Source organism: Prauserella salsuginis (assembly GCF_024648885.1).
In the GTDB taxonomy this organism is placed as follows: domain Bacteria; phylum Actinomycetota; class Actinomycetes; order Mycobacteriales; family Pseudonocardiaceae; genus Prauserella; species Prauserella salsuginis.
This window is the reverse complement of the sequence record NZ_JANBBF010000009.1, coordinates 851,002-877,523: the sequence shown is the minus strand read 5'-3', so window position 1 is coordinate 877,523 and position 26,522 is coordinate 851,002. Positions and strand designations below refer to the sequence as shown.

General features: G+C 69.0%; 22 protein-coding genes. 5 read left to right on the top strand and 17 right to left on the bottom strand.

The window, feature by feature from the left end; all coding sequences use genetic code 11:
* Window positions 1-372: 372 nt before the first annotated feature.
* From LY40_RS10820 to LY40_RS10810, 3 genes are all read right to left on the bottom strand, one after another.
* The gene (locus tag LY40_RS10820) at window positions 373-3,231 is read right to left on the bottom strand and encodes a vitamin B12-dependent ribonucleotide reductase (protein ID WP_183783976.1); all 2,859 of its coding nucleotides are present in this window, start codon (window positions 3,229-3,231) and stop codon (window positions 373-375) included.
* A gap of 80 nt (window positions 3,232-3,311) precedes the next feature.
* Window positions 3,312-3,773 carry a transcriptional regulator NrdR gene (gene nrdR / locus LY40_RS10815; RefSeq protein ID WP_183657185.1) on the bottom strand — a complete coding sequence of 154 codons (462 nt, stop codon included), beginning with the start codon at window positions 3,771-3,773 and terminating at the stop codon, window positions 3,312-3,314.
* Between the two features lie 447 nt (window positions 3,774-4,220).
* Window positions 4,221-4,496 (bottom strand): LysM peptidoglycan-binding domain-containing protein, encoded by a 276-nt coding sequence (locus tag LY40_RS10810; protein ID WP_183783975.1) that lies wholly within the window; start codon window positions 4,494-4,496, stop codon window positions 4,221-4,223.
* A 647-nt stretch (window positions 4,497-5,143) separates the two neighbouring features.
* Here LY40_RS10810 and lexA point away from each other — a divergent pair.
* Window positions 5,144-5,848, top strand: coding sequence for a transcriptional repressor LexA (gene lexA, locus LY40_RS10805; RefSeq protein ID WP_258936695.1), 705 nt, complete (start codon window positions 5,144-5,146; stop codon window positions 5,846-5,848).
* Window positions 5,849-5,884: 36 nt separating this feature from the next.
* Here lexA and LY40_RS10800 read toward each other — a convergent pair whose 3' ends face one another.
* From LY40_RS10800 to LY40_RS10790, 3 genes are all read right to left on the bottom strand, one after another.
* Window positions 5,885-7,030 carry a hypothetical protein gene (locus LY40_RS10800; RefSeq protein ID WP_372497755.1) on the bottom strand — a complete coding sequence of 382 codons (1,146 nt, stop codon included), beginning with the start codon at window positions 7,028-7,030 and terminating at the stop codon, window positions 5,885-5,887.
* Window positions 7,031-7,146: 116 nt separating this feature from the next.
* A complete protein-coding gene (hflX, locus tag LY40_RS10795) occupies window positions 7,147-8,595 on the bottom strand; it encodes a GTPase HflX (protein WP_183785650.1) in 1,449 nt (482 codons plus the stop codon).
* Window positions 8,596-8,747: 152 nt separating this feature from the next.
* Window positions 8,748-9,272, bottom strand: coding sequence for an ArsR/SmtB family transcription factor (locus tag LY40_RS10790; RefSeq protein ID WP_258936694.1), 525 nt, complete (start codon window positions 9,270-9,272; stop codon window positions 8,748-8,750).
* 86 nt (window positions 9,273-9,358) lie between these two features.
* Between LY40_RS10790 and LY40_RS10785 the strand changes: the two genes are divergently transcribed.
* A complete protein-coding gene (locus LY40_RS10785; RefSeq protein WP_183783966.1) occupies window positions 9,359-9,742 on the top strand; it encodes an MFS transporter in 384 nt (127 codons plus the stop codon).
* 498 nt (window positions 9,743-10,240) lie between these two features.
* Complete coding sequence (locus LY40_RS10780) at window positions 10,241-11,092, top strand: SGNH/GDSL hydrolase family protein (protein WP_258936767.1); 852 nt, start codon at window positions 10,241-10,243, stop codon at window positions 11,090-11,092.
* A gap of 117 nt (window positions 11,093-11,209) precedes the next feature.
* Here the strand turns inward: LY40_RS10780 and LY40_RS10775 are convergent, their stop codons facing one another.
* The 5 genes from LY40_RS10775 to LY40_RS10755 all read right to left on the bottom strand — a co-directional run bounded on the left by LY40_RS10775 (window position 11,210) and on the right by LY40_RS10755 (window position 18,872).
* On the bottom strand, window positions 11,210-13,852 hold the full coding sequence (locus LY40_RS10775) for a valine--tRNA ligase (protein ID WP_258936693.1): 2,643 nt from the start codon (window positions 13,850-13,852) through the stop codon (window positions 11,210-11,212).
* 81 nt (window positions 13,853-13,933) lie between these two features.
* Entirely contained in the window at window positions 13,934-14,602 is a 669-nt protein-coding gene (locus tag LY40_RS10770) for a GOLPH3/VPS74 family protein (protein WP_183783957.1), read from the bottom strand.
* 57 nt (window positions 14,603-14,659) lie between these two features.
* On the bottom strand, window positions 14,660-17,200 hold the full coding sequence (locus LY40_RS10765) for a M14 family zinc carboxypeptidase (RefSeq protein ID WP_258936692.1): 2,541 nt from the start codon (window positions 17,198-17,200) through the stop codon (window positions 14,660-14,662).
* A 146-nt stretch (window positions 17,201-17,346) separates the two neighbouring features.
* Window positions 17,347-17,508: an MFS transporter small subunit gene (locus LY40_RS10760; RefSeq protein ID WP_183783955.1), complete on the bottom strand. Its 162-nt coding sequence runs from the start codon at window positions 17,506-17,508 to the stop codon at window positions 17,347-17,349.
* Entirely contained in the window at window positions 17,505-18,872 is a 1,368-nt protein-coding gene (locus LY40_RS10755; protein ID WP_183783953.1) for an OFA family MFS transporter, read from the bottom strand. Before LY40_RS10755 ends, LY40_RS10760 begins: the two co-directional genes overlap by 4 nt.
* 108 nt (window positions 18,873-18,980) lie before the next feature.
* Here LY40_RS10755 and fdhD point away from each other — a divergent pair, with 108 nt between their 5' ends.
* Window positions 18,981-19,808 (top strand): formate dehydrogenase accessory sulfurtransferase FdhD, encoded by an 828-nt coding sequence (fdhD, locus tag LY40_RS10750; RefSeq protein WP_258936691.1) that lies wholly within the window; start codon window positions 18,981-18,983, stop codon window positions 19,806-19,808.
* The gene (locus LY40_RS10745; RefSeq protein WP_258936690.1) at window positions 19,795-20,661 is read left to right on the top strand and encodes an alpha/beta hydrolase; all 867 of its coding nucleotides are present in this window, start codon (window positions 19,795-19,797) and stop codon (window positions 20,659-20,661) included. The genes fdhD and LY40_RS10745 overlap by 14 nt, the downstream gene beginning before the upstream one ends.
* 4 nt (window positions 20,662-20,665) lie before the next feature.
* On the opposite strand, the gene LY40_RS10740 is transcribed toward LY40_RS10745, so the two are convergent.
* From LY40_RS10740 to tig, 6 genes are all read right to left on the bottom strand, one after another.
* Window positions 20,666-21,598: an anti-sigma factor RsbA family regulatory protein gene (locus LY40_RS10740; protein ID WP_258936689.1), complete on the bottom strand. Its 933-nt coding sequence runs from the start codon at window positions 21,596-21,598 to the stop codon at window positions 20,666-20,668.
* Window positions 21,599-21,718: 120 nt separating this feature from the next.
* Window positions 21,719-22,024, bottom strand: coding sequence for a hypothetical protein (locus tag LY40_RS10735; RefSeq protein WP_183783949.1), 306 nt, complete (start codon window positions 22,022-22,024; stop codon window positions 21,719-21,721).
* 80 nt (window positions 22,025-22,104) lie between these two features.
* The gene (clpX, locus tag LY40_RS10730; protein ID WP_183783947.1) at window positions 22,105-23,400 is read right to left on the bottom strand and encodes an ATP-dependent Clp protease ATP-binding subunit ClpX; all 1,296 of its coding nucleotides are present in this window, start codon (window positions 23,398-23,400) and stop codon (window positions 22,105-22,107) included.
* A 243-nt stretch (window positions 23,401-23,643) separates the two neighbouring features.
* Window positions 23,644-24,273, bottom strand: a complete 630-nt coding sequence (locus LY40_RS10725) for an ATP-dependent Clp protease proteolytic subunit (RefSeq protein ID WP_183783945.1) — start codon at window positions 24,271-24,273, stop codon at window positions 23,644-23,646.
* 25 nt (window positions 24,274-24,298) lie between these two features.
* Complete coding sequence (locus LY40_RS10720) at window positions 24,299-24,910, bottom strand: ClpP family protease (RefSeq protein ID WP_183783943.1); 612 nt, start codon at window positions 24,908-24,910, stop codon at window positions 24,299-24,301.
* A 108-nt stretch (window positions 24,911-25,018) separates the two neighbouring features.
* On the bottom strand, window positions 25,019-26,434 hold the full coding sequence (gene tig / locus LY40_RS10715) for a trigger factor (protein ID WP_183783941.1): 1,416 nt from the start codon (window positions 26,432-26,434) through the stop codon (window positions 25,019-25,021).
* Window positions 26,435-26,522 lie beyond the last annotated feature (88 nt).

The following is a 26,522-nucleotide window of genomic DNA, read 5'->3' as shown; positions in this document are numbered from 1 at the left end:
CCATAGGTGGTCGTCCTACGAGCAGGTGAAGTGACGTACTCCGGTCACCCACCAGGCGACCACTCCGCGGAGTCGGTCCACCCGATGCAGCGACCGCGTTCACGCTAAGTGCACCCACAGGTAGGCACCTACGGCCGAAAGTTCCTTACACACTGAACTGGACCGTCGCGAATATCGCACAACGAACGATATCGGGCACAACACGCGTGGGTGACGACGAACCGATCGCGCCGACGGGCGAGTCGCCGACGTACGAGTGAGGGCCGGGGATCGTCGTGATCCCCGGCCCTCACCATCGGTCACGCCGGCCGGTTACCGCCGACTCGTCGGCGGATCAGCTACCGCCATTAGGCCCAGCTACCACCCTTCGGATCAGCTGCAACCCGACGTGGCGCCACAGCCCTCGCAGGCGTAGCACGAACCCGCGGGGCGCATCTTGGTCCCACACGTCATGCACAGCGGCGCGTCCGCGGCCTTGCCGAGCTGCAACTCCACCAGTTCCGTGGTCGTGTGCGCCTCATCCCCGGAGGTGGCTGTCTCATCGGCGGACTGTTCGGCCACCTGCGTTCCACCGGAGTCCACCGTGCTGCGCAGTGTCTCCAGGTCGACACCGTCGCCCTCGGAATCGCCTCCGCTGTAGTCGGCCTCGACCTGCGCCGAGCGCTCGTCGGCGGTGAAGATGCCGAGCTGAGCCCGCTTGTCGTACGGCAAGTAGTCGAGCGCGAGCCTGCGGAACAGGTAGTCGAGCACGCTCGTCGCCATCCGCACGTCCGGGTCGTCGGTCATGCCAGCAGGCTCGAAACGCAGGTTCTGGAACTTCTGCACGTAGAACTCGAGCGGGATGCCGTACTGCAGCCCCACGGAGATCGACATCGAGAAGGCGTCCATCACGCCTGCGAGGGTCGAACCCTGCTTGCCGAGCTTGACGAAGATCTCGCCGAGACCGTCGTCCGGGTACGAACCGGCCGTCAGGTATCCCTCCGCGCCCGCGACGGTGAACGACACCGTCTGGCTCGGCCGCTTCTTCGGCAGGCGCTTGCGCACCGGGCGGTACTCGACGACCTTCTCCGGTTCCGCCTCACCCTTCTCCTGCTTGCCGGTCGACAGCGGCTGGCCGACCTTGCAGTTGTCCCGGTAGATCGCCAGCGCCTTCAGCCCGAGCTTCCAGCCTTCGAAGTAGATCTCCGCGACCTCGTCGACCGTGGCCGACTCCGGCATGTTGACGGTCTTCGAGATCGCGCCCGAGATGAACGGCTGCACCGCCGCCATCATCCGCACGTGTCCCATCGGCGCGATGGACCGCTCACCGACGGCGCAGTCGAACACCTCGTAGTGCTCGCTCCGCAGCCCCGGGGCGTCGATGACGTGTCCGTGCTGGGCGATGTAATCGACGATCGCCTCGACCTGCTCCTCCTGGTAGCCCAGGGCACGGAGTGCGCGCGGCACCGCGTTGTTGACGATCTGCATCGACCCGCCGCCGACGAGCTTCTTGAACTTCACCAGCGAGAAGTCCGGCTCGATGCCCGTGGTGTCGCAGTCCATCATGAACCCGATCGTGCCCGTGGGCGCGAGCACACTCGCCTGAGCGTTACGCCAGCCGGAGCGCTCGCCGATCTCGATGCCGCGCTTCCACTCGTCCGTGGCGAGGGCACGCACGTTCGCGTCGTTGCGGTGCAGCGTGCGTACGAGCTCGTTGGCCGCGGCGTGCTTGCGCATGACCCGCTGGTGACCTTCGGCGTTGCGGGCGTAGCCCTCGTACGGGCCGACGACGCCGGCCATCTCGGCGGAGCGACGGTACGACACCGCGGTCATCAGCGACGTGATCGACGCGGCGAGCGCACGGCCGCCGTCGGAGTCGTAGGCGTGGCCCGTCGCCATGAGCAGCGCGCCCAGGTTGGCGTAACCGATGCCGAGCTGGCGGAACTTCCGCGTGGTGTCACCGATCGCCTCGGTCGGGAAGTCGGCGAAGCAGATCGAGATGTCCATCGCGGTGATGACCAGCTCGACCGCCTTCGCGAACAGCGGTGCGTCGAACGACCCGTCGTCGGACAGGAACTTCAGCAGGTTCAGCGATGCCAGGTTGCAGCTCGAGTTGTCGAGGTGCATGTACTCCGAGCACGGGTTGGACGCGGTGATCCGGCCGGACTCGGGACACGTGTGCCAGTCGTTGATCGTGTCATCGTACTGCATCCCCGGGTCGGCACATTCCCAGGCCGCCTGCGCCATCTTCCGGAACAGCGGCTTCGCCTCGGTCTGGTCGATGACGTCACCGGTGGTGCGGGCGCGCAGGCCGAACTTGTCGTCCGACTCCACGGCGCGCATGAACTCGTCGGACACGCGCACCGAGTTGTTCGCGTTCTGGTACTGCACCGAAGCGATGTCGGAGCCGCCCAGGTCCATGTCGAACCCGCCGTCGCGGAGCACCCGGATCTTGTGCTCCTCCTTGGCCTTGGTCTCGATGAACTCTTCGATGTCGGGGTGGTCGACGTCGAGCACCACCATCTTCGCGGCGCGGCGGGTGGCCCCGCCGGACTTGATCGTGCCCGCGGAGGCGTCGGCGCCGCGCATGAACGACACCGGGCCCGATGCCGTACCGCCCGACGAGAGCAGCTCCCTCGAGGAACGGATCCGCGAGAGGTTCAGACCGGCACCCGAGCCGCCCTTGAAGATCCGGCCCTCTTCCTTGTACCAGTCGAGGATCGACTCCATGGTGTCGTCGACCGAGAGGATGAAGCACGCCGAGACCTGCTGCTTCGACGCGGTGCCCACGTTGAACCAGACCGGCGAGTTGAAGCTGAACACCTGGTGGAGCAGCATCCAGGTGAGCTCGTGCTCGAAGATCTCGGCGTCGGCGGGCGAGGCGAAGTAGCCGTGTTCGGTGCCCGAGGCGACGTAGGTCTTCACGACGCGGTCGATCAGCTGCTTGAGGCTGCTCTCCCGCTCCGGGCTGCCGGCGGCACCCCGGAAATACTTGCTGGTGACGATGTTCGTGGCGTTGATCGACCAGGACTCGGGGAACTCGACGCCCCGCTGTTCGAAGTTCACCGTCCCGTCGCGCCAGTTGGTCATGACGACGTCACGCTTCTCCCACGTGACCTCGTCGTACGGGTGCACCCCCTCGGTCGTGAACACACGCTGGACCCGCAGGCCCTTCCGTGTGCCACCGCCGCCACCGGACCGCTTCTTCGACGTCTTCGAGGCCTCGGCGCCGGCTCCGACCGTTTCTGTCATGACTCCCACTCCCGCGATTGGCACCAAGCGGCGACGCCGGGGCGTCGTCCGCATTTACTCCCGCTGTCGACCGAGGAACCTCAGTCGACCGAATCCGCAATCGCCTGCCGAAGGTCCGTGATCTCCTTCTCGAAGTCTTCGATGGAGGAGAACGCGCGATAAACACTCGCGAACCGCAGATACGCCACAGCGTCCAGTTCCCGCAGGGGACCGAGGATCGCCAGACCGACCTCGTGACTCGGGATCTCCGCCACGCCGGCGGCCCTGATCGACTCCTCGACCCGCTGCGCCAGCTGCTGCAGCGCGTCGTCGTCGACCGGGCGCCCCTGGCAGGCCCGATGCACGCCCCGGATGACCTTGTCCCTGCTGAACTGTTCCGTCACCCCGGAGCGCTTGACGACGGCGAGCACCATCGACTCCGAGGTCGTGAACCGGCGACCGCACTTCGAGCACGAACGCCGGCGCCGGATCGCCTGCCCTTCATCCACCTCACGAGAATCGACGACGCGGGAATCGGCATGCCTGCAGAACGGACACCGCATGACCGAACCACCTCCCCATCACAGGCGCCGGCGCACCGTGCGCCGCAACCATCGCCGGGCCACGTCTCGCGACACCGGCTGCCGGCGTGCCCTGACGCACCGCCGACGACTCTCGAGCCCCACCGATCCCGGAACCCGATGACGTGATCGGCCGCGAAGACTCGGCGAGGACTGTCGTTCACCAGGGCGATCCTGGTGATCAATCTGTGGATACCCGGTGGGCGAAGGCCGACGAGCTGTGGATAACTCTGTCCGAGTTTACCCCAATTTGTGGACCAACTACAGCCGTGTAACTACTAGATGTGGGGGTTGACTCTAGGAGTGCACCCACCCGCCGCGCAAGCTGACACAGCCATCCGACGGGTGATCACCGACATAGCTCACCGTCACGGGGGAGCTGGTCCGGGCGACGTCCCAGGGAAACCGCAGGAAGACGTGCCACGGCAGTCACGGTCCGACGGGCACCACCAACGGGGTACCCGTGCGCACCGCGCCGCCGGCCAGGTCGTTGAGTTGCTCGATCCGTGTGACGACGGCCGCCGGATCCGCCTCGGGTGCGGTGGACTCGGCGATGTCCCACAGCGACTCCCCCGCACCCACGGACACGACCGCCGTCTCCGCCGGAACCTCGCCGGCACCGGAGCCGCCGAGACCGGCGAGCGCGTTGGCGACGAACCCGGACGCCACGACGAAGGAGAACACGCCCACCGCCACGGCGATCAACAGCCACCCCTGCGCTGTGATCCGCGTCCGAGCACACGCGCGCACCGGAATACGCGTATGCGGCCGGACGGGACCGCGCCTCGTCGGCGGGCGACGGGAATCGGCGGGTACGACACGAACCCACCGGACCGTTCGCCGGTCGCGAACGCCGCCGCCGATCGACGTGGACACCGTGTCCGCATCCCGACCCGCACGCGCACCGTGGACCTTCTCGAACACGCCGCGTCCACGTCTCCGCGCTCGGTCCGCCTCGACACCCGGAGCGAGGCCGGCGGACCCGGGAGAATCACCCGGCTCGCCGGACCGCTCCGGCCTGCTATACCTCGCATGCCCGCGCTCCAGCGGCTGCTCCCGCTGCAGTACCATCGGCATGGCCACCTCCTCGAACATCCGGTCGATCGAACGCCTGTACGATGTCTACCACCCGGGTCTGACAAAATCGAGACCCACACGGCGTGTCCCTCGAACAGATGTTTGAGATTCGCGGCCGGGGAGGCTAGCGTCGGAGATGTACGGCGTGCCATCCGGCCATCACGGCCTGTCGCGGCCCGCCGAACACGACCGAGCACACGACGACACGCGGCTGCCGCACGGCACCGCGATCACCGGGCAGCCGTACCCGCTGCCCGCGACTGGGAGGCGACACGGTGGCACGCAAGACCCACGACGAGACCGGCGGCAAGCGCGGTCCCGGCAGCACTGTCCACGACCTGCCGGAAGTCACCGAAGAAGGCCTCACCCCACGACAGCAGCGCGTGCTGGCGGTGATCCGCTGGTGGGTGGACCGCTACGGCTACCCGCCGAGCGTGCGTGAGATCGGCGAGGCCGTCGGTCTCACGTCGACCTCGTCGGTGCACCACCAGCTCGGAGCGCTGCAACGCAAGGGCTACCTGCGACGAGACCCCAATCGTCCTCGCGCCGTGGGCATGTTGACCACGGACTCGATCTCGAAGCTGAATCCCTCCGAGGACCGGCCAACCCCCGCGTTCGTGCCGATCCTCGGTCGTATCGCCGCAGGCGGCCCGGTACTGGCCGAGCAAGCGGTCGAGGACGTCTTCCCACTGCCGAAGGATCTGGTCGGTGAGGGCAATCTGTTCCTGCTGAGCGTCACCGGTGACTCCATGGTCGACGCGGCCATCACCGACGGCGACTGGGTCGTCGTCCGCCAGCAGGAGGATGCGGAGAACGGCGAGATCGTCGCGGCCATGATCGACGGTGAGGCGACCGTCAAGACGTTCAAGCGCAAGGACGGCCACATCTGGCTGTTGCCGCACAACGAGGCATACGAGCCGATCCCCGGGGACGATGCGCAGATCCTCGGCAAGGTCGTGGCGGTACTGCGCCGACTGTGAGGGTGCCGTCGTGACCCGGTGTGCCGCGCACCGACGTCACGATCTGCGACGACGGACGACCACGAGGATCGCCCCGAGTAGTCCGATCACGAGCGCGCCCACACCGACCGGTACTGGGGGAAAGCCGGACGCATCGCCGTCACGCTGGGCATCGCCGTGACGTTGGGCATCGCCGGCAGACCCTCGATCCGCCCGCCGGCCGTCGTCCGGCCCGGCCGGCCCCCTGCCTCCCTTCGCGTGGGCATCGTCGTCGGTGCCGTCACCCGCTGATCCGTCCCGCTCTGGTCCGCCGCCTCCGGAGCCGGTGACGAGGTCGGTGGCGTCGCGTACGACGCGAACGGGGTTGCCCACTCCTTCGCTCACCGACACGAGAGTGCCGTCGGGTTGGAACGCGATGGCCTCCCCCTGGGGTTCGCCGGGCAGTGGGATTCTCACCGGGTCGCGCTGGAGCGCAGCGACGACGTCGCCGTCGGGTGCCGGGTACAGGTAGGCGTCCGTGTAGGTGCGCAGCGCGACGACCCGTCCGTCGTGGCTCGTCGCGCCGCCGGTGATGAGCAGTGTCCCGGCGGTGCCCACGGGACCACCGGGAGTGCCTGTCGGTGGGACTGTCACCGAGCCCACCCGTTCGAGTGGCGTCGGCCCTGGACTCTGCAGCGCCGCGGCAGGACGGTACACGCCCGATGTCCCGGTCACGCTCTTCGTGACGATGTACGGCGTGCCCTCCCGGTCGAGGAGTACGGCCTCGGCGTCGTGCGCACCGTCGGGATACGTGAGCCGGTAGAGCGTCGATCCATCTCCCGGGCGAAGCGCGTGCAACGCCACGGTGTCGCGGGCCGAGCGGTTGTCGCCGATGTCGGCGAGCCAGAACGTGCCGTCGGCCGCTCTGGCGAGATCCTCGACGTCGTACGGGTCCGTGGGATCGGTGATCACGTCGGTGACGGCGCAGTCCCGGTCGAGCGCGTAGACGCGCAGGACCGTGCCCCCGTCGTTGACGGCGTACCACCGGCCGTCACCGGCGACCAGCCCAGATGCCTCGTCCACGGCGGGATCGTCGATCCGGCACACGGCCCCGGGCTCAGGCGGGCCGTTGCCGTGGGGCTGTGCCTCCGCCGCCGGTACGGCCGCGGGAATGCCCAGCACCACGGCGACACACGCCGTCACGACCGCGAACGTCCCGCGCATTCGCCACGCGCGCCGACGCCTCGTGGTGCGCTCGATCGAACACGGCCTCGTCGAACGGGGCATCGGCGAACGGGGCATCGGCGAACGTGTGGTCACTGTCCCTCGAGGCCGGGTCGTCAGCCTGCCGGTTCGCCGACAGCGCCCGCGTCGGCCGGTTCCGTCACGTCGGCGCCCTCGATGCGGTACGAGTCCAGCGCACCGGCGAGATCAGCGTGGACACGTGCGCACAGGCGAGTGCCGTCGGCGGTGTGGTCCTCGGTCAGCACCTCGCCTTCGGCGTGCGCCCGTGCGACGAGTTCACCGCGCGCGTACGGCACGAGCACGTCGACCAGCGTCTCCGGACGAGGCAGCCGATCGGCGATCTCCGCCACCAGTTCCGTGACGCCCTCCTGCGTCCGGGCGGACACGACGTGCGCGTCCGGAAGCAGGTGCCGCAGGCGGGCCAGCGATACCGCGTCGGCGGCGTCTGCCTTGTTGATGACGATCAGTTCCGGCGGCAGCGACTCGGAACGTTTGCTGCCGATCTCGGCGAGCACCGTCCGGACCGCCTGCACCTGTTCCTCGGGTGCCGGGTCGGAACCGTCGACGACGTGCAGCAGCACGTCGGCGTCGGCCGCCTCGTCGAGCGTCGAGCGGAAGGCGTCCACCAGCTGGTGCGGCAGGTGCCGGACGAAACCGACGGTGTCGGTCAGCGTGTATGCCCTGCCGTCGGGGGTGACGGCCCGGCGCGTCGTCGGATCGAGGGTGGCGAACAGCGCGTCCTCGACGAGCACACCGGCATCGGTGACGGCGTTGAGCAGGCTCGATTTGCCGGCGTTGGTGTAGCCGACGATCGCCACGCTCGGCACGTCGTTCGCGACACGGCGGCCGCGTTTGGTCTCGCGGATGGTGTCCATCGCCGAGATCTCGCGCCGGAGTTTGGCCACGCGCTTGCCGATGCGCCTGCGGTCGATCTCGAGCTTGGTCTCACCCGGTCCGCGCAGCCCCACGCCGCCGTTGCTACCCGCACGACCACCGGCCTGTCGGGACAACGTGTCACCCCAGCCGCGCAGTCGCGGAATGAGGTACTGCAGCTGTGCGAGTTCGACCTGCGCCTTGCCTTCCTTCGACCGCGCGTGCTGGGCGAAGATGTCGAGGATCAGGGCCGTGCGGTCGACGACCTTGACGTTCAGCTTGTCCTCCAGCTGGCGGAGCTGGCCGGGCGAGAGCTCACCGTCGCAGATGACGGTGTCCGCACCGGTGGTGGCGACGATGTCGGCGAGTTCGCGAACCTTCCCCGAGCCCACGTACGTCGCCGGGTCGGGCCGGTTGCGCCGCTGCACCAGACCCTCGAGCACCGTGGAGCCCGCCGTCTCGGCAAGCCTGGCAAGTTCTTCGAGGGAGGCTTCCGACTGGGCAGCCGTGCCTTCGGTCCACACACCGACGAGCACGACATGCTCGAGCCGCAGCTGCCGGTTTTCGACCTCGGTGATGTCGGACAGTTCCGTGGACAGCCCGGCGACCCGGCGCAGCGACGCGCGGTCCTCGAGCTCCAGTTCGCCGGTCGACGGTGCGTCGTCGAACACCTCGTCCAGCGATTCGGCGGGCAGATCCGCCTGCGACGTCAGTACGTCGCCGCGATTCGGGTTACTCACAAGCCTCCATGTCGAATGTCGTCACCGCGTATGCGGCTCCTCCGGGTCCATCATCCCACGTTCCGTCGAATTCTCCGACCCGTTTACCCGCTCGGGTACAGAGCCAGGTAGATCGCGGTCGCACCCGGCTGCTCGGCGGCAGACTCGGGTGGCGCGTCCTCCTCGTCACCGGCTGCGAACTCGTCAATCAGCTCGGCCAGCCGGCCGCGGAACTCGGCGATGCGGGCTTCCGGCAACCGGGCGACCGCACGCGTCTGGTGCAGCGCTGCCGGTTCGAGGTCCGCGATCTCGGTCAGAAACGCCTCGAGCATCGCGTCTTCCACCGGCGCGTTCCACGGGCCACTCAGCCGCCACGACAAGCCGGTCGACCGGTACGGAATCTCTTTCGCACCACGCGCCCCCCGGCGTTCCACGTCGGTGACGAGGAAGCCCGTGGCAACGAGTTTGCGCACGTGATACAGCGTCGTTGCCGGATCCCGGTCGAGCCGCCGAGCGATCTCCTTGTTGGTCAGTGCCTCGTGATAGGTCAACCGGATGATGCGCAGGCGTATTCCCGAGGCGAGTGCATTCGCCTCGGCCTCGGTCGCTGTCCGTCGCCCCGCTCCCATCCGCCCAGCATACGTGGCTGACATACGGGAATGATTGACGCTTTCCAATCAGTTCGGAACACTCGCCGGATGCGACAGGAATCGCCGTGGCGGCAGCCGGATTTCCGCCGATTGTGGGTGGGCTCGCACAGCCGGGCGCCGGAGCCTGGTTCGTCGGCGGTGCGCTGGCAGCCCTCGGTCACGGTATGACCGTGTACAACATCGTCCAGGTCAGTTACCGGCAGGCGATCTGTCCCGACCGGCTACTCGGCCGCGTGACCGCCGGGATCCGGTTCCTGGCATGGGGCACGGCACCCGTGGGAGCGCTGGGCGGGGGCGTCCTCGGCGAAACGATCGGGCTTCGTGCGACCGTGTGGGTGTTCGCGGGCATCACCCTCGGCGCCGCGGTGCTGCTCGTGCTGTCGCCGCTCCGTACCGCCGGCACACCGGCCGAGCGAGCCCCCGACGCGGCCGCTCGACCCGGTTCCTAGGTGGCCCCGGCCGCACCAGCGCAGCCACGCTGCTGACGGTCACGTCCCACAACATTGGCCGATCACGACCAGGCCCCGCGCTGCTGGACGACCGGCGGCAACCGGGCCTCGCCTCGTATGCGGGACGGCACGGTCTCAGTGCGCCCAGTGGGGCTCTCGGTGACCGGGATGCAGGCAGACCCGCGGTAGGCGGTTTCCTGCGTTCACGCGAAGTTCCGCGCACCGGTCACCGGTCGTGATCGCGGCATCAGCAGGTCGGGCGATGGTGTCTACACGTTCGCCGTCTGGTCACCGGCATCCGCCGACGGATAGGACATAACAGGCCTGTTCGACGGCGATCGGGGACACATGCCGGCACAGCGATCCGACCACACCGACACCCACCACCCGTCACACCGTCGACGGCACCATCGGCTCCCCCACGCCGTCACCGCGCGCGGCGCCCGGCCGACGGCACGGGTTGTGACCGCACTCGGCACACTCGCTCTCGCGCTGGCCATGACGCTCACGGCCACCCCGTCGGCGTCTGCCACCGCGTGGCAACCGCGGTTCGAGCACTACGTCGCCCTCGGCGACTCCTACACCTCGGGCCCGTTGATCCCGCTGCCCAAACCGACCCCACCGCTCGGCTGCGCCCGATCGACGACGAACTACCCGACCGTGCTCGCCGTTCAGACGCGGGCCGACACGTTCCACGACGTGAGCTGCGGCGGCGCGACCACCGGTCACATGACCGAACCGCAGCACACCCCGCTCGGCACCAACTCGCCCCAACTCGAGTCCTTGCGGCCCGACACCGACCTCGTCACGCTCGGCATCGGCGGCAACGACGAGGGCGTCTTCGGCGACATCATCGGCACCTGCCCCAAGCTCCGGGACGAGAACCCCTCCGGAAGCCCCTGCCGGGAGCACTTCACCGAGGCCGGCACCGACACCCTGGCCGAGGCCGTGGCTCGCACCGGGAGCCGGGTCGCCGCGGTACTGGAGGAGATCACGGCTCGTTCCCCGCACGCCACGGTGCTCGTCGTGGGCTATCCGCGGATCGTCCCCGGCCCCGAAACCGGTGTCACCTGTCCGGACGTCCTGCCGTTCGCCGACGGCGACCTCGCGTGGGCTGACGAGATCGAGATGGCGCTGAACGACGCACTCCGGACGGCGGCCGAGCACCACGGCGCATCCTTTGTGGACATGTACCCGGCGTCCTACGGCCACGACGCGTGCGCGGGGCTCCAGGCGTGGATCCAGGGCAAGGACACCAATCCTCTGGTCGCGATGTCGTACCACCCGAACGCCGCAGGCATGTACGGCATCGCCACGGAGATCCGACGGACCCTGGACGCGATGTCCTGACACCGGCGTCCCGAACCCGGGGCGGAGCCCACCTCGAACCCTCGAACCGGAACACCCGTGGCCCGCTCCTCCGCTGGACGCGGAGTCGCGGGCCACGGCAGGAACGGCACCTGAGGGTCAGGACGCGGGCAGCGACTCCAGCCGCGCGGTGATGCGCTCGATGTCGGCGGCCGCCGTGTCACGGCGTACGCGGATCTTGTCGACCACGTCGGCGGGCGCCTTGTCGAGGAACGCCTGGTTGCCGAGTTTGCCCTCGGTCTGCTTCAGCTCCTTCTCCGCTGCCGACAGGTCCTTCTCGAGCCGCTTGCGCTCGGCGACCACATCGATCGTGCCCGACGTGTCGACCTCGACCGCGGCGGTGCCGTCGGCGAGCGCGACCTCGATCGACGCCGTGGCCGTGAACTCGTCGCCGGGTTCGGTCAGCTTGGCCAGCGAGCGGACGGCCTGCTCGTGGGCGGCAATGGCCTCGAAACCGGCGCCGGTCAACCGCGTGGCCACCTTCTGGCCCGGCTTGAGGCCCTGATCGGAACGGAACCGGCGCACCTCGGTGACGAGCTTCTGCACATCACCGATCCTGCCCTCCGCGGTCGGGTCGGCAGCCGGCAGCAGCTCGCCCGTCGGCCAGTCGGCCACGACCAGGGACTTCCTCCCGGTCAACGTCGTCCACAGCCGCTCGGTCACGAACGGGACGAACGGGTGCAGCAGGCGCAGCACCGTGTCCAGCGCGTGCCCGAGGACGGCACGGGTGTCGTCGGCCCTCTCGCCCGACAGCTGCACCTTGGCCAGCTCGATGTACCAGTCGCACAGCTCACCCCACGTGAAGTGGTAGAGCGTGTTCGTGGCCTTGGCGAACTGGAAATCCTCGAGCAGTTCATCCACTTCGGACAGAACCGTGGACAGCCGGCCCAGGATCCAACGGTCCGCCTCGGTCATGTCCTCGACCGCGGGAAGCGGGCGCGCGGTCGTCGCACCGTTCATGATCGCGAACCGCGCCGCGTTCCACAGCTTGGTGCAGAAGTTGCGTGACCCGGCCGCCCAGTCCTCGGCCAGGGCCATGTCCGTGCCGGGGTTGGCGCCGCGGGCGAGCGTGAAGCGCGTGGCGTCGGCGCCGTAGTTGTCCATCCAGTCGATCGGGTCGAGAACGTTGCCCTTCGACTTCGACATCTTCTTGCCGTACTGATCACGGATCAGGCCGTGCAGATAGATGTGCTGGAACGGCACGGACTGCTCGGCGCCGCGTTCCCGCATGCCGTGCAGGCCGAACATCATCATCCGCGCGACCCAGAAGAACAGGATGTCGTAGCCGGTGGACAGCACGGTCGTCGGATAGAACTTCGCCAGGTCGGCGGTGTCGTCGGGCCAGCCCATCGTGGAGAACGGCCACAGGCCAGACGAGAACCACGTGTCGAGCACGTCGGAATCCTGGTACCAACCCTCTCCGGACGGCGGCTCTTCGTCCGGGCCGACGCAGACCTGCTCGCCGTTCGGGCCGTACCAGACCGGAATCCGGTGCCCCCACCACAGTTGGCGGGAGATCGTCCAGTCGTGCATGTTGTCGACCCAGTCGAAGTAGCGCTTCGCCAGCTCCGGCGGGTGGATCTGCACCCGGCCGTCACGCACGGCGTCGCCCGCGGCCTCGGCGAGCGGGCCGACCCTGACCCACCACTGCAGCGACAGCCGCGGCTCGATGACCGTGTCGCAGCGCGAGCAGTGACCGACGGCGTGGACGTACGGCCGCTTCTCCGCGACGATCCGGCCGTCCTCCCGCAGCGCGGCCACGATCGCGGGGCGTGCCTCGAACCGGTCCATGCCTTCGAACGGACCCGACGCGGTGACCACCCCGCGCTCGTCCATGATCGACGGCATGGGCAGGTCGTGGCGCCGGCCGATCTCGAAGTCGTTCGGGTCGTGCGCGGGCGTCACCTTGACCGCACCGGTGCCGAACTCGGGGTCTACGTGCTCATCGGCCACGATCGGGATGCGCCTGCCGGTGAGCGGCAACTCGACCTCGGTCCCGACCAGGTGCCGGTAGCGCTCGTCGTCGGGGTGCACCGCGACGGCCGTGTCACCGAGCATCGTCTCGGCACGCGTCGTGGCGACGACGACCGACGCCTCGCCCTCGCCGTAGCGGATGGACACCAGTTCGCCGTCGTCGTCGGAGTGGTCGACCTCGATGTCCGACAGCGCCGTCATGCACCGCGGACACCAGTTGATGATGCGTTCGGCCTGGTAGATCAGTCCCTCGTCGTAGAGGAGCTTGAACATCGTCTGCACGGCGCGCGAGAGGCCGTCGTCCATCGTGAAGCGTTCACGGGACCAGTCGATGCTCTCGCCGAGCCGCTTCATCTGGTCGAGGATCTTGCCCCCGTACTCGTTCTTCCACTCCCAGACGCGCTCGACGAACTTCTCGCGGCCGAGGTCGTGGCGGGAGACGCCCTCCTTGGCCAGGTCCCGTTCGACGACGTTCTGCGTGGCGATACCGGCGTGGTCCATGCCCGGCAGCCACAGGACCTCGTAGCCCTGCATCCGCCTGCGCCTGCTCATGGCGTCCATGAGCGTGTGGTTCAGCGCGTGGCCCATGTGCAGGGTGCCGGTGACGTTCGGCGGCGGCAGTACGATGGAGAACGGCGGCCTGTCAGACGACGCGTCGGCGGTGAAGTAGCCCGCGTCTACCCAGCGCTGGTACAGGGCGGCCTCTTCGTCGGCCGGGTTCCAGGCGGTGGGAAGGTCCGTGTGCTGCTGGTTCGCGTTCTCCGTCACAGCCGGTAAGTCTACGAACCCGCTTGCGGCGGTTCGTCACCGGCGTGGCCCTACTCGCGGCCCCGCCTGCGAAGGCGCCGGCTACGAGGTGGTGACGACGGCCGCCATCACCGCGACCATCACGGCGGCCGTCACCTCGTCGATGGCCTTGCGCACGGCGTCACTGCCCCAGTTGCCCTCGGCGACCTGCTCGGCCCGTTTCTGCGTCAGCTGCGGGTCGTCGGTCGGGAACGCGTGCCGGACCGACTTGGTGGCGACGAGCAGGGCGACCACCGCGGCGGTGCGCTCGTCCGGCTCGGCCTCCTCGACGAGCACGCGGTGCAGCTCGGTGCGGAGCTGTTCCTCGTGCCGGCAATCGGCCGCGGGCCAGCGGGTGACGGGGAACAGCTTGAGTACCTTCCTGTCCTCCCGCTTCAGCACACCGCGGTCGGCCAGTCCGGACAGCAGCCGGTCGACGGGACCGTCCTTGGCCAACCGGTTGACGGCGTCCTTCGGCTTCGCCCCCTCCTTCTCGGCGAGCGCCTCGAGCGCCCCGTCCAGTTCGGCCTCGCCCACGGGAGTGGCGTCGCGCAGCACGATGCGGCCGGCCCGGCCCTCGTCCGCCTCTCCGGTGACGTCCACCCTGCCGCGCAGAGTCAGTTCGAGCAGGAGTGCCCCGGCCACGGCCTGGTCGAGGTTGTGGACGCCCGAAACGGGTTTGCCCTCGGTGTCGTCGAACGCCAGGAGCAGCAGGTCCTCCGCGATGAGCATGGCCGCACCCTAGCCGCAGCCGCCGGTGTCCACCACCGGTTCGCCGCAGCTCCGGCGCTACGACGTCGCCCAGAACACCGCGTCCGCGACCTGCGCGTACAGCCCCTTCGGATGGTCACGGAACATCGGCTCGGTGCCGAACAGCACCGTCCGCGTCCCCCCGGCCGAGACGCCCGAGACGACCGACGCCTCCCCCGCGGCCTCGGCAGGACCGCCCGCGGCCTCGCCCGGCAGCCAGTGCCCCGCGACGAGTGGATCGCGGGCGTAGCGCTGTTCGGCCGTCACGGAGTCGGCGAGACCGGTGAACCACACCGGCGAGTAGACGAACGAGTGCGCGGGCGCGCGGTCGAGCACGCCGCCCTCACCGTCGGTCACGGACACGACGCCGTTGGCGTCTCCCCGTCCTTCGACCGCGGTGACCGGCAACAGCCCGGCCGCCTCGTTGAACGCCGCGCCACCGCCGCCGCGGGTGATGACCCCGCCACCGTCGTCGAGGAACGCCTGCAACCGCCGCTTCGCCTCGGCCGTCAACGCGTCGTGGTCGAGACCGGTGGAGACCAGCAGCGCGCTGACGTCGTCGAACTCGAAGCCCTCGTTGAGCACCGCGGTCGAGACCGGGCGGACCTCGAACCCGAGGCCGCGCAACACGGCGAGCTCGTCGGCGGACGCCGCGGCGGCGATCACCGGCGCTGCCAGCGCAGTTCCGGCCGGGCCTCTCCCGGCCTTGGTGAAGGTCACGCCGAACCGGTCGGCCGCCGTCGCCGCTTCGCTGCGCGCCGACGCGGGGACGACGAGCGTGCCGTCGTCGCCACGGGTCACCTCGACCCCGCGATCGAGCAGGTAGGTCACGGCCTGCACGTCGGCACCGTCGGTGAGCGCGAGCTCGAGGTCGGCCTTCGCCGGCGGCGGAAGCGACCCCGTCGGCCCGGCCGCCGCGACCGGCGACGTGCGCACCGCGGGCGCCTCGTCGGCCGAGACGTCGACCGTGGCGCCCCACAGCAGCCCGAGACTCCAGCCGGAGATGTCGTACATCCGCGGGACGTCACCGGAGATGTCCTGGCCTGCCGAGAGCATGGCGTTGGCCAGGCCGCGCTTGGGCTGGTGCATGTCGACCACGTACGAGCCCTTCGGGTAGCGCTGCCCGTCGAGGTGGAACGTGTGCTCCGCACGCGAGACCCGCACGTCGTGCGCAACCAGGTGGTCGACGAGCCGTGCCGCGGCGGACGCCGACCGCTGGTCATCGCCGGCGGGGATGACGTAGGCCCGCGGGAACTCCGCCGAGTAGCGGTCTTCCTCGCCGAAACCGGGAACGTATCCGTCGGGGATCTCGCGCTGCGGCTCGCCGGCCCAGCCACGGCGGAACGTCTCGATCTGGTCGTCGATCAGCTCGGCCCGGTTGCTCTCGGCGTAGTCGATGGCCGACGTGATCGTCGCGCCCGCCACGTCACGGTTGATGTCCGAACGCCGCCGCAGCTCCTCGACCGGCAGCTGCTCGTACTCGCCGCGGTTCACCCGGAGCGGCACCTCGACCGTGTGCCCCACCGCGCCGTGATAAATCGAGTACATCGGCGTGAAGATGGGCGGCCAGTCGTCCCACTCACCCGGCTCGAAGTCGCGGAACGGGATGTCCGCCCGCTCCGTCTCGTCGTGGCCCAGCTTCCCGATGGCACGTTCCATGCCGAGTGCGTTCTCGTAGGCGTGCTTGATGTAGAGGTCGTACTCGTAGTCCCGGCCGTGCGGCGGCGTTCCCGGCTCGATGAGTGTCGTGCCCGTGTAGCCGTGCTCGTCGATCATCACGAGCGGCTGGGTCTCGATCAGCACGTCCCGCACCGCGCGGGATTCCGGCTGTGTCGAGCTGATGTGGTCACGGTTGACATCGAATCCCGCGGCGTTCGCACGCGTGCCCGCGACACGGCCGTCGGGATTGTTGGTGACGGTCAGGTAGATCCGGGTGGATTCGAGCAGGTCGGAATCGGCCTCGTCGGTGCTGGTGGCGAGGCGTTCGATGACGTCCAGCGCACCGTCGGTGCCCTCCCACTCGTCACCGTGGATGTTGGCGTTGATCCACACCGGTGCCTTGTACTCCCGAGCCAGCCGCTCGTTGCCCGCGGCAGCCGACGGATCGTCCTCGATCAGCTCTCGCCAGCGCGCCTGCCGCGCCGCCTCGGCGGGCGATTCGGGAGCGGTGAGCGTGACCAGGTAGAGGTCTCGGCCCTGGGTGCTCCGCCCGACGACCTCCGCCGAGACGCGGTCGCTGCGCTCCTGCAGCTCGTTCAGCTGCGGTGCGATGTCGTGATACGGCGTCAGTCCGAGCTTGATGGCCTTGTCGTCGGGGTTCTCGGGGAACTCCCGCAGCCTGGTCTGCCGTGGGTAGCCGGTCTGATCCCCGGCCTGCCGGTTCTCGTCCGATGTCGCGAGCCGAGTAGCCGCGGGGGTGGCGCCACTGCGCGCCAGCTGCCCGGATTCGCGGTGGGCACCGCCCCCGGATGCGCCCGGATCGCTCCACTCCTGCGCGCTCACCGGTGTGGTCAGCGCGGGCAACGTCACCAGGACGGCGAGTGCGGCGAGTCCGCGGCGGACGGATCGGGATACGGCCACGAGAACCTCCGGTCGGCAGCTGCTCCCTGTCGGGATCGGCTGCCCAGCCTTTCGCACGGCTAACGATCGCCGCAAGACGCAGCGGGTAACGCGGACGTAAAACCACCCGGCCGCTGTAATCGGACACCCGCGGCCGAACACTCCCGTCAAGCGCCGAAGAGCTGCACCAGTTTCCGCGCCAGTTCGAAGGCGCCGTACGCGAACGGCAGCCCGACCCACAGCCACGCGAGCACCAGCAGCCCCCTGCGGCGCTCGGCCACGGGACTCGTCGCGCTGCCGCCCGGTTCCTCGCTCCGCTGTTCTGTCATCGCCCCTCCTTCGCGGGATCGCCGGCCGTGGCCCCCTCGGATCCACCGACGCCCGGTTCATGGAACCGGGGATGCACCGGCCGGACGAACTCGTTCGCCACGAACCCGACGATCAGCAGGCCCATCATGATCAGCAGCGACATGCCGTACAGGTCCGGCCCCTGCTTGCCCGCGGCCTCCTGGCTGTCGGCGATGGCGTTGACGATCAGCGGGCCGAGCACGCCCGCCGTCGACCACGCCGTCAGCAGTCTGCCGTGGATCGCACCGACCTCGTAGGTACCGAACAGGTCCTTCAGGTACGCCGGGATGGTGGCGAACCCGCCGCCGTAGAACGACAGGATGAGTGCCGCGCACAGCACGAACACCAGCGTCGAGGAGTTCGTCGTCAACGCGATCGCCAGGTACAGCAGCGCACCGACGCCCAGGTACATCCGGTAGATGTTCTTGCGGCCCACGACGTCCGATGTGGAAGACCACACGAAGCGGCCGAGCATGTTCGTCAGCGAAAGCAGCCCGACGAACCCGGCCGCAGCCGCCGCGCTCACCGGCATCGCCGTGTCGCGGAAGAACTCGGTGATCATGGGCGAGGCCTTCTCGAGGATGCCGATGCCCGCGGTCACGTTGAGACAGAGGATGAGCCAGAGCAGCCAGAACTGCGGCGTGCGCAGCGCGTTGTTGGCCGACACCGCGATCGTGCGGCCACCGGCCTGCTCCACCGGGGTCCCCGGTGGGGTCCAGTCCGGTGCCGGTACCCGCACCAGAACGACCCCGAGACCCATGAATCCGAAATAGACGACGCCGTGCACCAGCATCGTGGTCGCGATACCGCCGCTGCCCGTGCCGAACCATTCCAGCATCTGGGCCGACCACGGCGACGCGATCAGTGCGCCCCCGCCGAAGCCCATGATCGCGATGCCGGTCGCCATGCCCGGCCGGTCCGGGAACCACTTGATCAGAGTCGACACCGGCGAGATGTACCCGATACCCAGGCCGACACCACCGACGACGCCGTACCCCAGCACGACCAGCCAGAACTGCTCCGTGGCCACGCCGAGCGCCGAGATCAAAAAACCCGAGGAGAAGCACGTCATCGAGACGAACATCGCCCAGCGCGGCCCGTTGCGCTCGACGAGCGTGCCGCCGAACGCCGCCGACAGCCCCAGCATCACGATGGCCAGCTGGAACGGCAGCGCGCTCTGCGTGCCGCTCAGCCCCAGGGACCCCTCGAGCGGCGGCTTGAACACGCTCCACGCGTAGACTTGCCCGATCGCCAGATGCACCGCCAGGGCCGCGGGCGGGACGAGCCAGCGGCTCCAGTCCGGCGGTGCGACGGTCCGCGAACGGTCGAGAAAGCTGAGGGCCACTCGCTCACTCTCCTACTCTGGAGTCACGGTGCTCGCGTCACCGTAGGCCACCCGGCCGCGACGCGGCACCCCCGAACCACCGAAACCACGTCTGGAGTGGACGCACCGATGGGCCGAGTGACGGTACGCAGGCCGGTACGCATGCTCACCTCGAACGGCGAGCGCACGCGCCCGGACGCGCTCGCTGCCGAGGAACCCCTTGAACTGCGCGTGGCGGGCGCTCCCCTCGCCGTCACCATGCGCACGCCCGGCAACGACGTCGAACTGGCACACGGGTTCCTGCTGTCCGAAGGCGTCATCGGCGACCGTGAGGACGTCCTGACCGCCCGGTACTGCGCGGGAACCGACGACGACGGCCGCAACACCTACAACGTCCTCGACGTCGCGCTCTCCCCCGGTGTCCCCGGGCCCGACCCCGGTGTGGAGCGCAACTTCTACACGACGTCGTCGTGCGGGGTGTGCGGCAAGGCAGCGCTCGACGCCGTGCGACTCAGTACGCGGTTCTCCCCCGCCGAGGCCGATTTCCCCGTCACGCCGGAGATGCTGTCGGCACTGCCCGACGCGCTGCGGGAGCGGCAGAAGGTCTTCGCCAGCACCGGCGGGCTGCACGCCGCGGCGCTGTTCACCGCCGACGGGACGCTGCTTGACGTGCGGGAGGACGTCGGCAGGCACAACGCCGTCGACAAGGTCCTCGGCAAGGCGCTGCTCGACGGATCCATTCCCGCCGCCGACCGGGGCCTGCTCGTGTCCGGGCGTGCCTCGTTCGAGTTGGTGCAGAAGGCCGCGATGGCGGGTATCCCCCTGTTGGCCGCCGTCTCCGCTCCGTCCTCGCTGGCCGTGGAGCTGGCCGCCGAACAGGGCATGACACTCGTCGGCTTCCTGCGGGGATCCAGCATGAACGTCTACACCGGGGGCGATCGCGTTGCCGAGACCTGACCGCCGCTCGGTGGTGCTCGGCGGCACCGCGGTCCTGGCCACGGCAGGGCTCGCGGCGCTCACGGGGTCATCGACGGCCCGCCGGTCGGCGACCGCGACCGCCCCCGACATCCGCTCCGAAGTGGTGTTCTCCCGAGCCCGCGGGCAGCCGGTCAACCTCGTGCTCATGCTGCCGGGCCGGCTCCCTGACCGCGGGCTGCCGATGGTGGCGGTGCTGCATGCCCGGGGTGGCACGGCGCGCGCGGCCACCCCGAACGGGATGGTGCGGTACCTCGCGCAAGCCGTCGCGGTGGGCGACGTGCCCCCGTTCGGCCTGGCGGCGGTCGACGGCGGCCCGTACGCCTACTGGCACGAGTCCACCCCTGGCGACGACCCCATGACGATGCTGCTCGACGAGCTGCCCGTCTGGCTCGCCGCTCGCGGCCTCGGCGGCCCGTCCGGACGGCCGTTCGCGGCGGCCGGGACGTCGATGGGCGGGTTCGGCGCACTCGTGTACACCCGCAGGCGCCGCGAACGCGGTGACCCGCTCGCCGCGACCGGTGTGATCGCCCCGGCGCTGCTGACCGAGTGGGACGAGATGAGCGAACGCGAGGCGTTCCGCGACCGCCGGGCATGGGCGGCACTCGATCCGCTGCGGCACCCCGACTCGCTCGGTGACACACCGCTCGGTGTGTGGTGCGGCACGTCGGATCCGTTCGTGGCCGGGACCCGCCGGTTCGTGCGGCGTGTGCACCCCGAGGTCGCGCACTTCAGCGACGGCGGCCACACCGGGAACTTCTACACCTCGGCCGTGCCCGGGCTCGTCTCGTTCCTCGGCAGATACGCTCCCGGGCAGGCCGAGCCCCGCGTCTGAGGCGCTACCGGTCGAACCACACGCGCGTGGCGGTGTGGCCCGCGCCGCGGTAGGTCCGCACGAGATCGGCGAGCCGGTTCACCAGCAACAGCCCCCGCCCGCCGAGCTGCTCGGCAGGCACGGGGAGCCGGCCGGCGAACGGGTCGGTGTGGCTGCCCGCGTCGTCGACCTGGCACACGACCGCTCCGGTCGGGGCGTCCTGCCACACACCCAGCGTTCCCGAGCCGCCCCCGTGCTGCACGCTGTTCGCGGCGAGCTCGCCGATGACGAGCGCGATGTCGGGCAGCCGGTCGCGATCCACGCCGTGGCATTCCGCGTGCGCGACGGCGAAGCGCCGTGCTTCGGCGAGCGTGTGCACGTCGAATCGGAGCGCCGACACCGACGACGGCACAGGCAGCGGCCGATTGCAGTCATCGATCACGGCGTTCGGATCGTAGGCGTCACTCGCGTGCCTGCCCGTCTCATCGACCAGATCCGGATGGGTCGCCAGGACGTCGTCGAGCACCGTTCGCCCCAGCCGGGACGCGTCATAGGGACAGAGGATGACCGCCGGCGTGCCCGCGAAGGCCTCGTTGATCAGCGCCTCGTGTTCGACCGCGGCGGTGTACTCGGCCGCGGAACGCTCCGGCCAGATCGGTTCGCCCACGATCCGCACCCTTCCATGGTGACTGTCGGCGAATGAGTGGAGCACCCCACTGAGGACCGCCGCCGGATTGCGACCGGCTTCAGCCATGTCGATGAACACGACGTCGGCGGCGGTGTCACCGAGGGCCTGCTCCACCGTCGCCAGCTTGTCGGTGGGCAACGCGAGTGCGACCGGCTCCTCGTTGTGAATGCCATTCGCGACGAACGCCGTGATCGCCTTCACGTAGGCGTTCTCGTCGCGGTAGAGCAAAGCCTCGTGTGAGAACTCGCCGGTGGCGAGCTCGCCCATCATGGTCACAGCGTGGCGTCCTCTTCGCGTCGGCACACCCTACCGGGAGAGGTTAGCCACGACACGGATTCGCGAAACCTCCGCGTGGACGCATCGTCGCCCGGAGTTCACATCGCCCGGGGTTCACCAGACCCGGTTGATCATGCCGAGCAGCCAGAACCCGAGCGCCACCCCACCAGCCACGACCGTCGTCCACGCGACCGCGTGGCGGTCGTCCGCGGCGGTCCGCGCCCGCCACGCCGCGGCCGACGCCCCCGCGAACGACAGCAGCGGCAACAACGGCAGCAGCGACAGGCGCGTGATCGTCGCGATCACGCACACCACCATGAAAACGACCAGAAAGCCGGCGATCGCCACCTGCACCCGCGGCTGCCGCAGGCGCAGGGCCGCGACCAGACGTGCCGCCACGTCATCGGATTCGTTCACCATGTCCCCAGCTGTCCGCTGCAGCGTCGGCAACCCCCGAGTGGGCGAGCGGTGCGACGTCTTCATCAGCGGCGCCCGCCCGGTCAGGCGGACTTCTCCCCGCGCTCACCGTTACGCCGCCGGGACGGCTGCCGCGACACGATCGTCGGGTTCACGTTCTCGCGCACCGTCTGCTCGGTGATGACGACCTTCGCCACGTCCTCGCGGCTCGGGATGTCGTACATGACCGGCTGGAGCACCTCTTCCATGATCGCTCGCAGGCCCCGGGCGCCGGTTCCGCGCAGCAGTGCCTGGTCCGCGATCGCCTCGAGCGCCGTGTCGGTGAACTCGAGCTCCACGTTGTCCAGCTCGAACAGCTTCGTGTACTGCTTCGTGAGCGCGTTCCGCGGCTCGGTGAGGATCTGCACGAGCGCGGCCTTGTCCAGGTTCGTCACGCTGGCCATGACCGGAACGCGGCCAATGAACTCGGGGATCAACCCGAACTTGATCAGGTCCTCAGGCATCGTCTCGCTGAAGACGTCGCTCTGCTCGATCTCCTGCTTCGTGCGGATCTCCGCGCCGAATCCGAGCCCGCGCTTACCGACGCGTTCGTTGACGATCGCCTCGAGCCCCTGGAACGCACCGGCCACGATGAACAGCACGTTCGTCGTGTCGATCTGGATGAACTCCTGGTGCGGGTGCTTGCGGCCGCCCTGCGGCGGGACCGCCGCGGTCGTGCCCTCGAGGATCTTCAGCAGCGCCTGCTGCACGCCCTCCCCCGAGACGTCGCGGGTGATCGACGGATTCTCGGACTTGCGGGCGATCTTGTCGACCTCGTCGATGTAGATGATGCCCGTCTCGGCACGCTTGACGTCGTAGTCGGCGGCCTGGATCAGCTTGAGGAGGATGTTCTCGACGTCCTCGCCGACGTAGCCGGCCTCGGTGAGCGCCGTGGCGTCGGCGATCGCGAACGGCACGTTGAGCATTTTCGCGAGCGTCTGCGCGAGATAGGTCTTGCCGCAGCCCGTCGGGCCGAGCATGAGGATGTTCGACTTGGCGAGCTCGACCGGCTCGTCCTTCGAATCCTTGGGACCCGCCGAACCCTGCGACTGGATGCGCTTGTAGTGGTTGTACACCGCGACGGCCAGCGCGCGTTTCGCCTCGTCCTGGCCGATGATGTACTGCTCGAGGAAGTCGTGGATCTCCGCGGGCTTCGGCAGTTCGTCGAGCTTGACGTCGCCGGCCTCGGCCAGTTCCTCCTCGATGATCTCGTTGCAGAGATCGATGCACTCATCGCAGATGTAGACGCCTGGTCCGGCGATGAGCTTCTTCACCTGTTTTTGGCTCTTCCCACAGAACGAGCACTTGAGCAGGTCTCCGCCCTCGCCGATGCGTGCCATGGCCGCTGACCTCGTCCCCTCCGGTGCGTCAGGCGCACCTGACTCGTTCTCGGTGCCGCCTGGTGGACACAGTGAACAGGCGCCACGCGCTGTCTCTTGACGGTACCCGCCGGGCGGGACCGATGGGAGTCCGCCGGATCGTCCCCACTCACGTGAGGAACGCTCGACGGCCTTCCCGACACCATAGCCCGCCGGGCGGGAACCTGTCGGGTGACGACACGCTCCCGCCCGGCGGCGGGTCGATCAGTTCGAGCCGGTGCCCTTGCGGTACGGCAGCACCTCGTCGATGATCCCGTACTCCTTGGCCTCCGCGGCCGTCAGGATCTTGTCACGTTCGACGTCCCGGCGGACCTCTTCTTCGCTCTTGTCCGTGTGCTGGGCCAGCGTCGTCTCCATGAGCCGGCGGATCCGCTGGATCTCGGCGGCCTGGATCTCCAGGTCGGACACCTGGCCGTAGGTGCCCTCGGTGGCGGGCTGGTGGATCAGCACCCGGGCGTTCGGCAGTGCGTACCGCTTGCCCTTCGTGCCCGCCGCCAGCAGCACGGCCGCGGCCGAAGCAGCCTGGCCGAGGCACACCGTGGCGATGTCGGGGCGTACGAACTGCATCGTGTCGTAGATCGCCATCAACGCGGTGAACGAGCCACCCGGCGAGTTGATGTAGATCATGATGTCCCGGTCCGGGTCCTCGTGCTCGAGGTGGAGCAGCTGGGCCATCACGTCGTTGGCCGACGCGTCGTCCACCTGCACACCCAGCATGATCTGGCGCTCTTCGTAGAGCTTGTTGTACGGGTTCGACTCCTTGATCCCGTAGCTGGTGCGCTCCACGTAGGAGGGCATCACGTACCGGGACTGAGGAAGCTGGAAGTTGCTCATCGATGGTCTCCTTCTCGGGTCCCGGTCAGTTCGAGTTCGAGCCCGGCGCGGGGTTCTCACGCGTCAGCACCTGGTCGACGAAGCCGTAGTCCAGGGCTTCCTGTGCGGTGAACCAGCGGTCGCGGTCACCGTCGGCCAGGACCTGGTCGACCGTCTGGCCCGTCTGGTCGGCCGTGATGCGCGCCAGCTCCTGCTTCCACTTGCCGAAGACCTCGGCCTGGATGGCGATGTCCGACGCCGTACCGCCGACACCGGCCGACGGCTGGTGCATGAGGATGCGCGCGTGCTCCAGCGCGTAGCGCTTGCCGGGCGTACCCGACGACAGGAGGAACTGGCCCATCGAGGCGGCCATGCCCATCGCGTACGTCGCCACGTTCGGCTCGATGAGCTGCATCGTGTCGTAGATGGCGAAACCGGCCGTGACCGAGCCACCCGGCGAGTTGATGTAGAAGCGGATGTCGGACTGCGAGTCCTCCGCCGACAGCAGCAACAGCTGCGCCGTGATGCGGTTGGCGACCTCGTCATTGACCTCGGAGCCCAGCACCACGATGCGTTCCTGGAGCAGCCGCTCGTACACCGAGTCGGTCAGGTTCAGTCCCGCGGTGCTGGTGCGCCCCTCGGGCATGTGCTGCGTCACGTCTGCCTGCCTTTTTTCGAAGTCTCAGATCTTGCAACCGACCCTAACGAACTCGGGCGGCGCAGAAGTCCTGACACCGCCCGAGTTCGCTCAGAGCATGAAGAGAAATCACTTGTCCGAGGACGTGTCCTGCTCCCCGGCCTCGGTGTCCTCCTGCGCCTCGTCCGCACCGGTCGCCGCGTCGTCGGCCTCGGCCTCCGACTCGTCCTCACCGAACAGCTCGGCCAGGTCGAGCGCCTCACCCGACTCGTCGGTCACCGTGGCGCCGCGCACGACGACCGCCAGCGCCTTGCCACGGCGGACGTCGGCGAAGATCGCGCCCAGCTGGCCCGACTGCTGGGCGCGCTGGATGTACTCGTCCGGGCTGACGCCGAAACGCTGGGCCTGGTAGATGATCCGCTCGGTCAGCTCCTGGTCGCCGACCTGGACGTCCTTCTCGTCGGCAAGCGTGTCCAGCAGCAGCTGCGTGCGAACCGACTTCTCGGCCTCGGTGCGAACCTCGTTCTCCCACGCCTCCGGGTCGCCGCCCTGGGCTTCGAGGGCCTTCTTGTAGGCCTCCTCGTCGTGGTCGTACGGGTGGATCGCCTCGTGCTTGGCGTTGTCGATCTCGCCCTGCAGCACCTTCTCCGGCACGGGCACGTCGACGCGCTCGAGCAGCTGCTCGAGCACCTTGTCGCGCGCCTCGACGCCCTGCTGCATGCGCTTCGAACGTCCGAGACGCTCGCGCAGGTCGGCCTTCAGCTCGTCGATCGTGTCGAACTCGCTGGCCAGCTGGGCGAACTCGTCGTCGGCCTCCGGCAGCTCCCGCACCTTGACGCTGCCGAGCGTGACCGTGACCTCGGCCTCCTTGCCCGCGTACTCACCGGCGAGGAGATTCGTGGTGAACGTGGCCGACTCGCCCTCGGACAGGCCGACCAACGCGTCGTCGATGCCGTCGATGAGCTGCCCGGAGCCGATCTCGTACGACAGGCCGGACGTCGAGGCCTCGGAGACCTCCTGGCCGTCGACGGTCGCGGACAGGTCGATCGAGGTGAAGTCGCCGTGGGCGGCGGGCCGGTCGACACCGGCCAGCGTGCCGAACCGCGCGCGGAGATTGTCGAGCTCCTCGCCGACCTCCTCGTCGGTGACCTCCACGTCGGACACGGTCACCGACAGGTCGTCCAGGTCCGGGATCGTGATCTCGGGACGGACGTCGACCTCGGCCGTGAACTCGAGGACGTCGCGGTCCTCGAGTTTCGTGATCTCGAACTCGGGCTGGCCGAGCGTGCGGACGTCACCGGTCTGCACGGCCTCCATGTACTTCGCCGGAATGGCCTCGTTGACGACCTCGTCGAGCACGGGGGCACGGCCGATCCTGCTCTCGAGGACGGGCGCCGGTGCCTTGCCGGGGCGGAAGCCGGGGATCCGGACCTGCTGAGCGATCTTGCTGTAGGCGCGGTCGAAGTTCGGTTTGAGCTCGTCGAACGGCACCTCGACATTGATCTTCACGCGCGTCGGGCTCAGCTGCTCGACGGTGCTCTTCAACGTTTTCTCCTAGCCGGGACAGTGGTATCGGTCGGTATTTCGGACTCATGTCGCACGCGCAGGTCCACGCCGCGTGGGCGCGCAGGCG

Coding starts and splice junctions, on each gene's coding strand:
- LY40_RS10820 (WP_183783976.1), bottom strand. CDS start 3,231: ATGACAGAAACGGTCGGAGCCGGCGCCGAGGCCTCGAAGACGTCGAAG.
- nrdR (WP_183657185.1), bottom strand. CDS start 3,773: ATGCGGTGTCCGTTCTGCAGGCATGCCGATTCCCGCGTCGTCGATTCT.
- LY40_RS10800 (WP_372497755.1), bottom strand. CDS start 7,030: ATGCGCGGGACGTTCGCGGTCGTGACGGCGTGTGTCGCCGTGGTGCTG.
- LY40_RS10790 (WP_258936694.1), bottom strand. CDS start 9,272: ATGGGAGCGGGGCGACGGACAGCGACCGAGGCCGAGGCGAATGCACTC.
- LY40_RS10780 (WP_258936767.1), top strand. CDS start 10,241: ATGACGCTCACGGCCACCCCGTCGGCGTCTGCCACCGCGTGGCAACCG.
- LY40_RS10770 (WP_183783957.1), bottom strand. CDS start 14,602: ATGCTCATCGCGGAGGACCTGCTGCTCCTGGCGTTCGACGACACCGAG.
- LY40_RS10760 (WP_183783955.1), bottom strand. CDS start 17,508: ATGACAGAACAGCGGAGCGAGGAACCGGGCGGCAGCGCGACGAGTCCC.
- fdhD (WP_258936691.1), top strand. CDS start 18,981: ATGGGCCGAGTGACGGTACGCAGGCCGGTACGCATGCTCACCTCGAAC.
- LY40_RS10740 (WP_258936689.1), bottom strand. CDS start 21,598: ATGATGGGCGAGCTCGCCACCGGCGAGTTCTCACACGAGGCTTTGCTC.
- LY40_RS10735 (WP_183783949.1), bottom strand. CDS start 22,024: ATGGTGAACGAATCCGATGACGTGGCGGCACGTCTGGTCGCGGCCCTG.
- clpX (WP_183783947.1), bottom strand. CDS start 23,400: ATGGCACGCATCGGCGAGGGCGGAGACCTGCTCAAGTGCTCGTTCTGT.
- LY40_RS10725 (WP_183783945.1), bottom strand. CDS start 24,273: ATGAGCAACTTCCAGCTTCCTCAGTCCCGGTACGTGATGCCCTCCTAC.